The sequence below is a fragment of the Solidesulfovibrio sp. C21 genome, from assembly GCF_047785625.1.
GTDB lineage: Bacteria > Desulfobacterota > Desulfovibrionia > Desulfovibrionales > Desulfovibrionaceae > Solidesulfovibrio.
Map to the genome: position 1 here is coordinate 21,684 of NZ_JBLODY010000042.1, position 13,112 is coordinate 34,795.

15 protein-coding genes are annotated in these 13,112 nt (G+C 61.3%); 12 read left to right on the forward strand and 3 right to left on the reverse strand.

The annotated features are described in order from the left end of the window. Nucleotides 1–51 precede the first annotated feature (51 nt). The 3 genes from ACMZ6R_RS13115 (at nucleotide 52) to ACMZ6R_RS13125 (ending at nucleotide 2,277) form a co-directional block, all read left to right on the forward strand. Nucleotides 52–1,059, forward strand: a complete 1,008-nt coding sequence (locus ACMZ6R_RS13115; protein ID WP_416112142.1) for an NAD-dependent epimerase — start codon at nucleotides 52–54, stop codon at nucleotides 1,057–1,059. Nucleotides 1,060–1,135: 76 nt separating this feature from the next. Next, nucleotides 1,136–1,426, forward strand: a complete 291-nt coding sequence (locus tag ACMZ6R_RS13120) for a GAK system XXXCH domain-containing protein (RefSeq protein ID WP_416112144.1) — start codon at nucleotides 1,136–1,138, stop codon at nucleotides 1,424–1,426. Between the two features lie 83 nt (nucleotides 1,427–1,509). Further along, nucleotides 1,510–2,277, forward strand: a complete 768-nt coding sequence (locus ACMZ6R_RS13125; RefSeq protein ID WP_416112146.1) for a ParA family protein — start codon at nucleotides 1,510–1,512, stop codon at nucleotides 2,275–2,277. Between the two features lie 149 nt (nucleotides 2,278–2,426). Here ACMZ6R_RS13125 and ACMZ6R_RS13130 read toward each other — a convergent pair whose 3' ends face one another. After that, a complete protein-coding gene (locus tag ACMZ6R_RS13130) occupies nucleotides 2,427–2,858 on the reverse strand; it encodes a hypothetical protein (protein WP_416112148.1) in 432 nt (143 codons plus the stop codon). Nucleotides 2,859–3,012: 154 nt separating this feature from the next. Between ACMZ6R_RS13130 and ACMZ6R_RS13135 the strand changes: the two genes are divergently transcribed. The 7 genes from ACMZ6R_RS13135 (at nucleotide 3,013) to ACMZ6R_RS13165 (ending at nucleotide 7,963) form a co-directional block, all read left to right on the forward strand. Beyond that, a complete protein-coding gene (locus tag ACMZ6R_RS13135; RefSeq protein WP_416112150.1) occupies nucleotides 3,013–3,945 on the forward strand; it encodes a ParB/RepB/Spo0J family partition protein in 933 nt (310 codons plus the stop codon). 89 nt (nucleotides 3,946–4,034) lie between these two features. Continuing rightward, nucleotides 4,035–4,367, forward strand: a complete 333-nt coding sequence (locus tag ACMZ6R_RS13140; RefSeq protein WP_416112152.1) for an STAS domain-containing protein — start codon at nucleotides 4,035–4,037, stop codon at nucleotides 4,365–4,367. Between the two features lie 201 nt (nucleotides 4,368–4,568). Continuing rightward, nucleotides 4,569–5,333, forward strand: a complete 765-nt coding sequence (locus ACMZ6R_RS13145) for an ABC transporter permease (protein ID WP_416112154.1) — start codon at nucleotides 4,569–4,571, stop codon at nucleotides 5,331–5,333. A gap of 14 nt (nucleotides 5,334–5,347) precedes the next feature. After that, nucleotides 5,348–6,190: an ABC transporter ATP-binding protein gene (locus tag ACMZ6R_RS13150; protein WP_416112156.1), complete on the forward strand. Its 843-nt coding sequence runs from the start codon at nucleotides 5,348–5,350 to the stop codon at nucleotides 6,188–6,190. Further along, nucleotides 6,190–7,095 carry an MlaD family protein gene (locus ACMZ6R_RS13155; protein WP_416112158.1) on the forward strand — a complete coding sequence of 302 codons (906 nt, stop codon included), beginning with the start codon at nucleotides 6,190–6,192 and terminating at the stop codon, nucleotides 7,093–7,095. Before ACMZ6R_RS13150 ends, ACMZ6R_RS13155 begins: the two co-directional genes overlap by 1 nt. Nucleotide 7,096: 1 nt before the next feature. Continuing rightward, entirely contained in the window at nucleotides 7,097–7,735 is a 639-nt protein-coding gene (locus ACMZ6R_RS13160; RefSeq protein WP_416112160.1) for an ABC-type transport auxiliary lipoprotein family protein, read from the forward strand. Between the two features lie 9 nt (nucleotides 7,736–7,744). After that, nucleotides 7,745–7,963 (forward strand): hypothetical protein, encoded by a 219-nt coding sequence (locus ACMZ6R_RS13165; protein ID WP_416112162.1) that lies wholly within the window; start codon nucleotides 7,745–7,747, stop codon nucleotides 7,961–7,963. Here ACMZ6R_RS13165 and ACMZ6R_RS13170 read toward each other — a convergent pair. Next, nucleotides 7,929–8,552, reverse strand: coding sequence for a TetR/AcrR family transcriptional regulator (locus tag ACMZ6R_RS13170; RefSeq protein ID WP_416112164.1), 624 nt, complete (start codon nucleotides 8,550–8,552; stop codon nucleotides 7,929–7,931). The two genes, ACMZ6R_RS13165 and ACMZ6R_RS13170, sit on opposite strands and share 35 nt — an antisense overlap. A 113-nt stretch (nucleotides 8,553–8,665) precedes the next feature. Here ACMZ6R_RS13170 and ACMZ6R_RS13175 point away from each other — a divergent pair, with 113 nt between their 5' ends. Next, a complete protein-coding gene (locus tag ACMZ6R_RS13175) occupies nucleotides 8,666–9,937 on the forward strand; it encodes an NAD(P)H-dependent oxidoreductase (RefSeq protein ID WP_416112166.1) in 1,272 nt (423 codons plus the stop codon). 175 nt (nucleotides 9,938–10,112) lie between these two features. On the opposite strand, the gene ACMZ6R_RS13180 is transcribed toward ACMZ6R_RS13175, so the two are convergent. Then, nucleotides 10,113–11,138: a glycosyltransferase family protein gene (locus ACMZ6R_RS13180; protein ID WP_416112168.1), complete on the reverse strand. Its 1,026-nt coding sequence runs from the start codon at nucleotides 11,136–11,138 to the stop codon at nucleotides 10,113–10,115. Nucleotides 11,139–11,281: 143 nt separating this feature from the next. On the opposite strand from ACMZ6R_RS13180, the gene ilvD reads away from it, so the two are divergent. After that, entirely contained in the window at nucleotides 11,282–12,958 is a 1,677-nt protein-coding gene (gene ilvD, locus ACMZ6R_RS13185; RefSeq protein WP_416112170.1) for a dihydroxy-acid dehydratase, read from the forward strand. Nucleotides 12,959–13,112 lie beyond the last annotated feature (154 nt).

Consider the following 13,112-nt stretch of genomic DNA (forward strand, 5'->3'; position numbering starts at 1 on the left):
GTCGATGAGTCTTGTAATCGGCGGACCCTTTCACAGCTACCCAGAGGAGCCATGAACATTCTTGTCACCGGCGCTGCCGGATTTATCGGCTTCCATTTATGCCGTCGATTTCTGTCCATGGGTCATACCGTGACCGGTCTGGACAACATGAGTCCCTACTATTCCGTTGCCCTCAAACAGGATCGGATCGATATTCTCGCTGCCGAGAAGCAGTTCCGATTCGTCAAAGCCGATATGGCCGATCGGCAGGCTATGGACAGCCTTTTTGCCGATGGCAAATTCAGCCATGTTGTCAACCTGGCCGCCCAGGCAGGCGTACGTCACAGCCTGACGCATCCCGAGGACTATGTTCAAACCAATCTGCTCGGCTATTTCAACATTCTGGAAAATTGCCGTCAGAACAAGGTCGACCATTTCGTCTTTGCTTCTTCCAGCTCCGTGTACGGTCTCAATACGACCATGCCTTTTTCCGTCCACGACAATGTGGACCACCCCATCAGCCTGTATGCCGCGTCAAAGAAATCCAACGAGTTGATGGCCCATTCCTACAGTTATCTGTATGGCCTTCCGTGTACCGGATTGCGGTTTTTTACAGTGTACGGTCCCTGGGGTCGTCCGGATATGGCTTTGTTTTTATTTACAAAAGCCATTCTTGAAGACAAGCCCATTCAGGTCTTCAATCACGGGCGTATGGAGCGTGATTTTACGTACATCGACGATATAGTGGAAGGGGTTGTCCGGGTGACGCAAAATACCCCCACACCCAATCCAACCTGGAATCCCGCATCACCCGATCCCGGCAGCAGTATAGCACCGTATCGGCTGTATAACATTGGCAACAACAATAGTGTTACCCTTATGCATTTTATCGAGACTATTGAAGATGCTTTGGGCAAAAAAGCAATGAAGGAGATGTTGCCGTTGCAGCCTGGCGACGTTCCGGCAACGTATGCCAATGTTGACGATCTGATTCGTGACGTGGGATTCAAGCCGTCGACGCCCATTGAAACCGGCATTGCCCGGTTTATTGAGTGGTACCGGCAATATTACCGGGCTTGATATTGACAGGATGGATAAGGTACACTAATCGAAGCTGTTACCAACGTTCAAACTGCCTCAAGGACGGAACCAGGTAATGGAATTCCAGACCACGAAACGTGATCTTGAAACGGTTTTTACGAAAATCCAAAGCCAGGTCGCGGAAGCCAATCTTCCTGAAGAAGCGGATGTGAATCGTTTTTTCCGTTTAGCCCAACGCCTGCACCAGCAGGCCGGTGAAACGTGGATGGACGAGGCCGAGGATTTTTCCCATCTTGCCGGACAGCTGCTCAATGCCGTCAAAAAGGGCGACGTGGAAGGATGCGTCATGCTCGTCGAGTCCCTGGATGACGCGCAATCGTATTGCCATCGCATGTTCCGCGATTAAGCCTTTTCCACTGTTTCACGTGAAACATGTCTGCGCCGCGGCGCGTTGCGTCCTGGCTGATCATAGGGGATCAAGGAGGGCTTATGGCGCGGGTCATCGTTATTGCCAATCAAAAGGGCGGCGTCGGCAAGACCACGACGGCGGTCAATCTTTCCGCTTCCCTGGCCGTCATGGAAAAAAAAACCCTGCTGATCGATTGTGATCCGCAGGCCAATGCCGGCAGCGGCCTTTCCGTCTATTCCGACCAGGTTTCCGAAAATCTGTACACGGTTTTGTATGAACCGGCCCGGGCCAAGGCAGCCATTGTCGGCACGGAACTCCCCTTTCTGAGCGTGCTTCCTTCCGGTCCTGATCTTGTGGCTGCTGAAATCGAACTGGTGGACAAACCGCGGCGGGAATATTTCCTCCGGGCATTGATCGACGGTGTGCAGGATGACTATGAGTACATCCTGCTCGATTGTCCGCCCTCCCTGGGTCTGGTGACCCTCAACGCCCTTTGCGCGGCCAGCGAGCTTCTGGTGCCGCTGCAATGCGAGTACTATGCCCTGGAAGGCATCGCCCAGTTGCTGCGCACGTTTGACCATGTGCGCAAACGCTTCAATAACCGTCTGACGCTTCTGGGCGTCGCCCTGACCATGTATGACGGCCGCAACAAACTCAACCGCCATGTCAAGCGCGAGATCTGGAAATGCTTTCCCAAGCTGTATTTCCAGACCCTCATTCCGCGTAATATCCGTCTGTCCGAAGCGCCCAGTTACGGCAAGCCGGTCCTGACCCACGACGTCAAATCCCGCGGCGCCTCGGCTTATCTGTCCCTGGCCCAGGAAGTCGTCCGGCGGCTGCCGGCCTGAGGCCTCTTTTGTCGCCCATCGCGCTCAGGACATCATTCGGATAATCGAACGCAGTTTCTTTTCACGACGCCGCCGGAAAAACGGCGTTTCACGTGAAACAAAAAAGGCCGCCTCCTTTCGGAAGCGGCCTTTTTTGGGCTGTGCACAGGTTATTTGTGTTCCACGAAGGGCTGGCATTCCACGGTGAGATGCTTCTTGAAATGCTTTTTGAGCACCAGGGACTTGCAGGACTGGCACTGGAAGGTTACCAGTCCCCCGAGGTTGGCCGTGCGCAAGCGGAACTTGCGCGGGTCGTCCTGGCGCCAGTCCTCGGTGGAGGCGCCACAATGGGCGCAGGCCACGTCATAGCTCGGCTCATAGGTGAAATCCCAATAGGCCAGCAGGTTCTCCCAGTCCTTGATGGGCTCGGGACGTTCCTCCGGCTCCGGGCGGCAGGACGGGTCCAGGACATACAGCGCTTTTTCGATGACGGGGAGCAGGTTGTCCTTGACGGCTTCCCACAGTTCGGGGCTTAACCGCACACTGCGCAAGGCGCCGGCGGCATCGTAGAGTTCCAGGAAATGGGATGAGATGGGTGGCACGAAGGACTCCTTAAACGGTTTTTAGGAATTGGCGCGATTGCGTCACGAGACGGCCATTTCAAAAGACATGAAAAGAAGGTAACGTTCCCGCATCGCGCGTCAAGTCCGATCACGGATACGGTGCGCTCGCAAACGTTGCAAGAAGGAATATGGCATGGCGCAGGCCCAGAAAGGACTTGGCAGGGGACTCGAAGCCCTGCTTGGCGGCTATCGGGACGACAAGGCCGGGGGAGATGTGCAGACCCTGGCCCTGGAAGCCATCCGCCCCAACCCGGAGCAGCCGCGCCGGGCGTTCGACCAGGATGCCCTGACCGATCTGGCGGCCTCGATCCGGGAACAGGGATTGTTGCAACCCGTGCTGGTGCGTCCGGTGGCCGATGCCGCGGGCGCGACCCATGAAATCGTGGCCGGCGAACGCCGCTGGCGGGCCGCCCGATTGGCCGGCCTGACCGAAATCCCGGTCCTCGTGCGGGAAGTGGACGACGAACAAAGCCTGGCCCTGGCCATGGTGGAAAACCTCCAGCGCGAAGACCTCAATCCCATGGAAGAGGCCAACGGCCTGCATCTGCTCCTGACCCGGTTCGGCATGAGCCAGGACGCCCTGGCCAAAAAAGTGGGCAAAAGCCGTCCTGCCGTGGCCAACGCCCTGCGCCTGCTGCAACTGCCCGCGCCCATCCAGGAGGATTTGGCCAAGGGCGTGCTGACCGCCGGCCATGCCCGGGCGCTGTTGTCGCTGCCGGACCCGGCCCTCTGCGAGGCCTTGTGGCGGCGTATCGTGGAGACGGGATGCAGTGTGCGCGAGGCCGAGGACGCGGCCGGCTACGCCAAGATTCATGGGAAGCTCCCTGAAAGCGGCACTAGGTCCGTTCGGGAGAAAACAGCGCGTCCGGCCAGGAAAACCGTTCTGGAGCAGGTGCTCAGGGATATCGAAGGTCCGCTCACGGAGCGGGCCGGCGTCATGGTCAAGGCGGCGGGTTCGGTCGATCACGGCAAAATCACCTTTCACTACAGCTCACGCCGCGAACTGGCCGGGCTCCTCGAACGTTTTGGTTTGGCCGAGACGCTCACCGCCGAGGGCGGCGAATAAACGCAAGGTGAGGCGGCATTGGCGGTTCGGCCCGGGGAGCTCGTATGGCCGGGCTTGGTATTGCAAACGCAGGGACGGCGGGAGGCGGTTTGGACGACCACGACGCACGCAAGGAAGCCCTTTGGCGGCTGACAACCGGGGACGGGCCCGGGGTGATCGTATTTTCGGGTGAAATCGATTTTTCGGTTACGCCCACGGTCAGGGAGCGCCTGCTGGAACTTGTCGGCAAGACGGGGAAAGACATCGAGCTGGACTTGGCGGACCTGACCTACATCGACAGTTCCGGTCTGGCCCTGCTGCTCGAACTGCGCAAGCAACTGGCGGAAACGGGGCGATCTGTGGCTATTCGGTCGATTTCGCCCCAGGTCCGCAAGCTCTTCAACCTGACGCAACTGTCCGATCTGTTCGGCCTGACCGACTAGACCGGCAAGAGGAAGAACCGGGGGGAAACTTTTCTGAAGAAAAGTTTCCCCCCGGACCCCCTTTCCAAAGACTTTCAAAAAGGGTTCACTCTCTCCCGTCTACAAAATAAAAAATTTAGGAAAGGGAGAGCGCGAGAGGGGAGAACCCTTTGCAAAAGGGTTTCCCCTCTCGCATCCTCCCCAATCGGGAGACAATACGCCATGGCGCAGGGGGACGCGGCCACACTTGTCTGGTTGGTTTCGGGGCTTATACGTTGCGCCAGGGGGACGATAAACCCGCTACGGCGCACCAAGACGTATCTGCGCTCGCGGACTTGGTCGCACATGGCCTGGATCGGTGCGGATTCGCTGCCGATCATCAGCATCATCTCCGCCTGCGTCGGCATCATCCTGGCCCTGCAATCGGCCACCCAGCTGGAAAAGGTCGGGGCCCTGAGCTACGTGGCCAATCTGGTCGGCTATTCCATCATCACAGAACTCGGGCCGCTTCTCACCTGCCTCATCCTGGCCGGCCGGGCCGGCGCGGCCTTTACCGCCGAAATCGCCACCATGCGCATTTCCGAGGAGATCGACGCCCTGGAGGTCATGGGGGTGGACCCGGTCCGGTTTCTGGTCTGGCCGAAATTCGCGGCCATGTGCGTCATGGCCCCCCTGCTCACCTTATGGGGCGACTGCGTGGGCGTCTCCGCCGGCGGCATTTTTTCCGCCCTGGCCCTGGGACTTTCCGGCAAGGCCTATTTTCTCCAGACCGCCGGGTTTCTGACCATGCGCGACCTGCTCTCGGGGCTGGTCAAAAGCGCCGGCTTTGGCGTAACGATCACTATCGTCTCCTGTTGGCAGGGCTTTTTGGCCCGGGAGGGCGCGGCCGACGTCGGGCGGCGCACGACCCGGGCGGTGGTACAATCCATCTTTCTCATGATTCTTTTGGATTTGTTTTTTACGGCCCTCAATTATATCTTCCGCTGAAAAAGGAGTGTTGCGTGGCGGGTCGCCTGGAATCGCCGGATATCGGTTTGCAGGACGTCTGCGTCGGATACGGCGAGCGGGTGGTGCTCTCCGGGGTGGAAACCACACTCCCCGGCGGGAAAATCAGCGTGATCCTCGGCGGCTCGGGCTGCGGCAAATCCACGCTGTTGCGCAACATCATCGGGCTGGTCCCCATAAAATCGGGACGCATCGTCCTCGGCAGCCGCGACATGGCGGCCATGGACGCCGGCGAGCGGCTGGCCATGCGCCGGCACATGGGAGTGCTCTTTCAGGACGGGGCGCTCCTGGGCTCGTTGCGCCTGGGCGAGAACATCGCCCTGCCCCTGCGCGAACACACCGAGTTGTCCAATTCGCTTATCGAGGAAGTGGTCGGACTCAAGCTGCGTCTGGTGGGCCTTGGCGACTTCATGAACTATTTCCCGAGCGAACTTTCCGGGGGCATGCGCAAGCGGGCCGGGCTGGCCCGGGCCATGGCCCTCGATCCGGCCGTGCTTTTGTGCGACGAACCGACATCGGGTCTGGACCCCATCACGGCCGCGGACATGGACCAACTCATTCTCGAGCTCAAGGCCACGTTCGACATGACCATCGTGGTCGTGACCCATGACCTGGAAAGCCTGTACGCCATTGCCGACCATGTGGTGGTGCTGGGTTCCGGCCGGATGCTGTTTCAGGGGTCCCTGCCCGATCTGGCGGCCTGCGACGACCCGTTCATCGGGCAGTTTCTGCGTCGGTTGCCGTCCCGGGAAAGCCGCATTCTGGAAGAACCATGGGCCGATCTCGTGGCGCGCCGACATGCCATGGCGGTACCGTGCGCCGCATCCGAGGGGGATTGATGCTGTCAGCCAAGGCGAGTCGCTCGGAGTACTTCAAGGCCTACGGGACGCTGCTGCTTGGCCTTTGCATCCTGGGCGCGTTCATGGTGGTGCTCGGCGGTAACTGGTTCTGGGTCAAATACGACCATTACCTGATCCGGTTCACTTCGGTGAAGGATTTGAGCCCCGGGCGGACCGTCAAATACGCGGGCCTGGACATCGGCCGGGTGGCGTCCATAGACCTCGACCCCGGCGATCCGCACTACATCGCCGTGAAGGTCGACATCAAACAAGGGTTTCCGCTGTTTTCCGGAACCGTGGCCCGCATTGCCCAAAAGGGGCTGGTGGGGGATTATTATGTCCTGCTCGACCTGCGCGGCGAACCTGGCGCGCGTTTGGAGCCCGGCCAAACGATCCCATCCATACCCACCATGGATATGCAGGAACTGGCGGCCAAGGCGGGCGATCTGCTCGATGACATCCGGCCGAAAATAAACGACATCGCCGACAACATCGACAAGCTTTTCAGCAAGGAGAACACCGAATCCCTGCGCCGGGCCCTGGAAAACACGCCCAAACTGGTGGAGGATCTGCGCCGGGCGGCCAACGATTTCCGCACCAATTGGGACAAGCTCTCGACCAAGGGCGGCAAGGCGGCCGATACCCTGGACGCATCGCTTAAGCGCATGGACAAGGCCGTGTCTTCGGTGGAAAGGGAACTGGTCAGGACGCTCGTCAATATCCAGCGCAAGACCGACGGCATCGGCGGCCTTGTGACCGATGTGCGCCAGGGCTTCAATTACGACCAGGAACAGTTGGAAGATATTCTCAAAAACCTCAACCGGACGAGCCGGGAAGTCAAAGACCTCATGGGCCGGCTGCGCGAGCGGCCCTGGGAGCTTATCCGGCCGCCAGCGGGCAGATGATATGAAGCGTTTTTCCCCTGTTGCCGTTTGGATTGTTTTCAGCCTGATCCTGGCCGCGAGCCTTGCCGGTTGTTTCGGCAAGCCGCCGCCGCCCCAGCAATTCCTGCGGGTGGATTTGGGCCAGGCCCCCTGCCCCGGCTCCGCCAATGCCCAGCAGCGCCTGCCGCTCGGGATCAAGCCGCTCAAGGCCCTGGAGAACCTGGATCGCACCGCAGTCCTGACCGCCCATGACAATGTGCTGACCGCGAGCCTCCAGTACTACTGGGAAGGCGCGCCCCAGGACCTGGTGGGACAGGCCTTGCGCCACGGCATCGAATGCCAGTCCGCGAGCCTCACCCCGGTCGATTACCAGCCGCGCGTGACCCATGACGCGGTCCTGACCGGCCAGCTTACCGCGTTCAACGTGGACGAGACCGAGGGCGGCCGGTTTGTGGTGTCGCTCCACCTTGACCTGTGGTCCCGGAATCTGGGGACGCGTATTTCCAGCGGGGACTTCAACGCCTATGCGCCGCTGGACAATTTCAGCGGCGATGCCGTGGCCAAGGCCGCCTCCGATGCCCTGGGGCGCGTTGTGCCCAAGGTCGTGACCTGGCTCGATGACGGTCTGCCGCGCATCCAGAAATTCATGCAACAGCAATGAGGTAGGGCCATGCTTTTTGCCGTGAGCATCATTGCCGAGGAGCGCATTGCCGCCGCGACCGACGAGCAGGAACGCTACCGGCAGATGCAAAAGCTCAATTACCTCGTCATGAAGGTCAATGCGCGCCGCCGCCGGCCGGTCAATCTTGAACAGGACGCGGACTATTACCGCAAGGTGGTGGAGCGCGTGTCGGTCAAGGTTGACCGCCGGCAGGCAAAAGACCGCTGAGCAGCAAGGCACAGGCCGCGTCGCTGATTTCGTCGCCATCCGGGACAAGGCCGCATCCTGACGGCAGATGCCCCGCGATGGCCAAATCCGTCAGACCATGCACCAGGGACCATACGGTCACGGCCAGGACATGGGGCGGTCCCTGTCGGAAAAATCCCGCTTCCTGGCCCCGGGTCAGGGACCCGATCAGCGCGTCGTACGCCCCCTTCCCCGCTTCCCGCAATTCCGGATTCATGTGCTCCGGCCGGGCGGCATCACCAAACATAAGCCGGTACATGGCCGGCCGGGAAACGCCGAGGTCGATGTAGCATTTGCAAGACGCCAGGAATTGCTCCCCGGCGTCCATATGCGTATCGGCCGCGATACGGTCCAGCTTCTCATGCAGCCGGTCGAAGCCGCGCGCCGCCAAAGCGGCCAGCAGGTCGGACTTGGAGGCGAAGTGCCGATACGGCGCGGTATGGCTCACGCCGGCCGTGCGGGCCAGGTCCCGCAGGCTCATGCCCCCTCCTCCGTCCCGCTCCAGCAGCCGTTCGCCGGCATCGAGCAAAGCCTTCCGTAGATTGCCGTGGTGATAGGCGTCATCATGCATGGGTTGTCGTGTTCCTTGCCGGGTATTGAAGCAAACAATGTTGACGATGTCCACATGGGAAGATACACGGATGTTGCCATTGCCAACATGAATCCACTCCGGGAGGAAGCGGTATGGCAAAAATTTGTTTGTTTTTTGACGGGCTCGGGCAGGATTGGCCGGCAAAAGACGTGTTTCGCGGCCTGGTGCGGGAAACGGCCCAAGAGGCCGGCTATGTCCTGGATGTGGTCGATGTGGAACGTCTTTGCGTGTCGCCGTGCAAAGGCTGCTTCGGTTGCTGGATGAAAACACCCGGCCGGTGCCTGATAGACGACCCGTGCCGGGAGCTTGTCGGCCGGTTGGTCGCGTCCGATGCGGTCGTCTTCGCCTCGCCTGTTGTCTTTGGCGGGTTGTCCGGACAGATGAAGATGGTCCTCGAGCGTTGCGTGCTCCCTGCCCTGCTGCCGTTTTTTCATAAGGTCGCGGGCCGTACCCGACATCCCCTGCGCTACGGCCGCAATCCCGATATCATGGGCCTTGGCTTGCTGCCGCAGCATGATGCCGCGCAGGAACAGCTGTTTCGCGCCCTCATCGATCGCAACGCGGCCAATATGGGCGCGCAACGCCGGGCGGCCTGCGTGGTCCAGGCCACGGACACGCCGGAAATCTGGCGCGCGAAGCTCAAACAGGCGTTTTCCTTCGGCCAACGCCCTGCTCCCACCACGCCGCCCACAATCGTCATCTGCAACGGCTCGCCGAAACGCACCGGCAGTGTGTCCGGAATCCTGGGCAACTATCTGGCGAAATGCCTGTCCGCCCGAGGCGCGCGCACGGAAACCGTGAGCCTCTTGGAGGCCGCCGGGAAGGCGGAGGTTTTCGATCGGCTCGTCACGCTGGTGGAACAGGCGGACGGCGTTGCCCTCGCCTTCCCGCTCTACGGCGATTTTCTGCCGGGCCATGTGACGGCTGTCCTCAGCCATCTGGCCGCGCTTGGCCCCGGAACCGCCACCACCCGGCAAACCGGCTTTGTGGCCATCGCCAATTGCGGCTTTCCCGAAGCGCGCAACAACGACGCCGCCTTGGAGGGCTGCCGTCTGGCGGCGTCGCAACTGGGTTTCGCCTGGCTTGGCGGGGTGTCCGTCGGCGGTGGCGGATTCTATACGGGCCGGGAGTTGGAGAAATTCGGTTTCATGGGACGTCGCGTCCGGTGGGCCCTGGAGAAAAAAGCGGCGCTTCTGGTCGGTCAGGCAACCGAAAGCGATCTGTCCAGCCCCAATATCCAGGTGCCCTGCCCCATGCCCGGCTGGCTCTATCTGCGCATCGCCGAGATGGGGTGGAAAAAGTCCCTCCGCACGGGCGACAAAACCCCTGACCCCTACGCGCGCCCGTATGAAGCGAAGAGATAGAGATGAGAAGAGAGAAGAGGAAAAGAATGTGCGAGAGGGGGACCCTTTTTAAAAAAAGGGTCCCCCTCTCGCGCTCTCCCCTCCCAAAAACTTCTAACGGTTATGGGCCTTCTAGCGATAATAAGCTGTAACCCTTAGAAGTCTTTGGAAAGGGGGCCCGGGGGGAAACCTTTCTTCAGAAAGGTTTCCCCCCGGAACCATTCGCCATCTTCAAAAAAAATAATCGTTGTTCGTCAGGGAGCGGCAGAAGCTCGTCCACGGCCAGCATGGCGTAGGCCTTGCGTACTTCAATGGTTGTCGTGGGGAGTTGGGCCAGCCGTTTGGCCGGGGCGCGGGAAGCGATGAGGCTTTTGGCCGTGTCGAGGATGGTCTTGGCCCGCTGGGTGATGGTGTGATGGGCGAGCACCGAACGCCTGCCGGCAGCGGCAAGGTCGTCGCAGTGCGGATCGGCCAGGGCCTCAAGCGCCACGCGGGCGGCATCGGCCGGGTCGCCGCGCTTGTAGGTCAGGATGTTCTCCCCTGGCGTAAAAAGGTCATGCAGGCCGTTGCCGGTCTCCTCGGTCAAAACGGCCGCGCCGCAGGCCATGGCCTCGAAAATCCGGAAATTGAGCTCCCCGGCCGCGCTTTGATTCAGCACGATGCGGCTACGTTGAAAGACCGGCACATAGCTGCCGGAAGTGGCGAAAAGCGGCGCGCGCTGCCGAAAGGCGTCGAGAAAGGCGCGCCGCGTGGGATTGACCCGGCCGTCCAGGGTGCCGACGAAGGACACGGGAATATCGCGTTCCTGCTGCGCATCCCTGTCGCGGCGGGGATTGCAGAAAAGCGGCGACCAGAAGGCGGGGCGGTCCGTCGGGCAGTCGGTAAAAAGCGGCAGAAAATCCTTTTGCGCCACGAAAAAGGCGTCAAAGGCCGCGCTGTACGGCACATGCCAGGGGTGCATGTACTGGTCCACGGAATAGCCGATGGTGAGCGTGGGCAAAGTCTCCAAACCGAAGACCCAGGGCACTTCGCAGGAATCGAACCAGAACACGCAGTCGGGATCGGGAAAGCGGTCGGCAAGCAGTTCCCCAAGCCTGTTTCGGGAAAGCGCCTCGGTGAGCCGCACGTCGCACTCGACCGTGGTGCCGAGCGAGAGCACCTCGTGGCCCATGGCGCGAAAGACCGGGACAAAGGCGGTATGGTGCAGGTTCAGGATGCGCACGCTCCCTCCGATGCGCCCTATGGTGCGTGAAGTGCGCATTTCCTGCAAGCCGCGCCCTTGCCAGCCCGTCCCGTCCTGTGGGAAACTCCCGCCGCCGGTCGCTTCCGGTCGGCCAACACCGTTCAAGGACCAAGGATACCGCCATGCGCAGCTCGCAATTCAAATCAGGATTGGAAAAAGCTCCCCACCGTTCCCTGCTCTACGCCCTGGGGCTCACCCGGGAAGAGATGGAGCGTCCGCTTATCGGCGTCGTCAATTCGGCCAACGAGGTCGTACCCGGCCATATCCACCTGAACACCATTGCCGACGCGGTCAAGGCCGGCGTACGCCTTGCCGGCGGCACGCCCATGGCCTTCCCGGTCATCGGCGTGTGCGATGGGCTGGCCATGAACCACGACGGCATGCACTTTTCCCTGGTCAGCCGCGAGATCATAGCCGATTCTATCGAAATCATGGCCATGGCCCACCCCTTCGACGCCCTGGTCATGATCCCCAACTGCGACAAGGTCGTGCCGGGCATGCTCATGGCCATGCTGCGCCTCAACATCCCGGCGATCATCGTCAGCGGCGGCCCCATGATGGCCGGTTCCACGCCGGACGGCTCCTGCGACCTCATCGACGTGTTCGAGGCCGTGGGCAAGTTCAAGCGCGGGGCCATCGACGCGGAAAAACTCGACGAGCTGGAACAAAACGCCTGCCCCGGCTGCGGCTCCTGCTCGGGCATGTTCACGGCCAATTCCATGAACTGCCTGTCGGAGTCGGTGGGGCTCGGGCTTCCCGGCAACGGCACCATCCCGGCCGTGACCGCCAAACGGGTGAGGCTGGCCAAGACCGCCGGCATGCGCGTCATGGATCTCTTGGCCAAAAACATCCGTCCGCGCGACATCGTGACCGAAAAGAGCATCGAAAACGCCGTGACCATGGACATGGCGCTCGGCTGCTCCACCAATACCGTGCTGCATTTGCCAGCGGTCTTCGCCGAGGCGGGCCTGCCACTGACCCTCGACATCTTCGACAAGATTTCGCGCAAGACGCCGAACCTCTGCAAGCTCTCCCCGGCCGGCCACCACTACTTGAGCGACCTCGAGGCCGCGGGCGGCATTCCGGCCGTCATGAGCGCCCTTGCCGCCAAGGGGCTGCTCAACCTCGACGTCATGACCGCCACGGGCAAGACCCTTGGCGAGAACCTGCATGACCTCAAGGCGCGGATCAAAAATCCGGACGTCATCCGGGCCGACGCGCCCTACGCCAACGAGGGCGGCATCGCCATCCTGCGCGGCTCCCTGGCTCCGGACGGCGCCGTGGTCAAACAGTCGGCCGTGGCCCCGGAAATGATGCGCCACACCGGCCCGGCCCGGGTCTTCGATAGCGAGGAGGCGGCCAACGAAGCCATCCTCGGCGACAAGATCAATGCCGGCGACGTGGTGGTCATCCGCTACGAAGGTCCGCAGGGCGGCCCGGGCATGCGCGAGATGCTCTCCCCCACCTCCAACATCATGGGCATGGGCCTCGGCGCGTCCGTGGCGCTTATTACCGACGGCCGCTTCAGCGGTGGCACGCGCGGCGCGGCCATCGGCCACGTTTCACCCGAGGCGGCCGACGGCGGCCCCATCGCCCTGGTCCATGAGGGCGACACCGTGGAAATCGATATCCCGGGCCGCAAGCTCGAACTCAAGGTCGACGCGGCCGAGCTGGAAAAACGCCGCGCCGCCTGGAAACGGCCGCAAAAGGAAATCACCTCGCCGCTGCTTCGCCGCTACGCCGCCCAGGTCAAATCCGCCGCCCAGGGCGCGATCTACAAGGATCCGGTCAAAGGGTAAGGAGAAGAGAGAGACCGGGGGGAAACCTTTCTGGAGAAAGGTTATCCCCCCGGGCCCCCTTTCCAAATACCATGTTGGCCTCGACCCTCAAACTGGCTGATAGTGCCAGTGAACGTGCTCCAAGGGCACAAACGAGGCGAGGAGACCAACATGG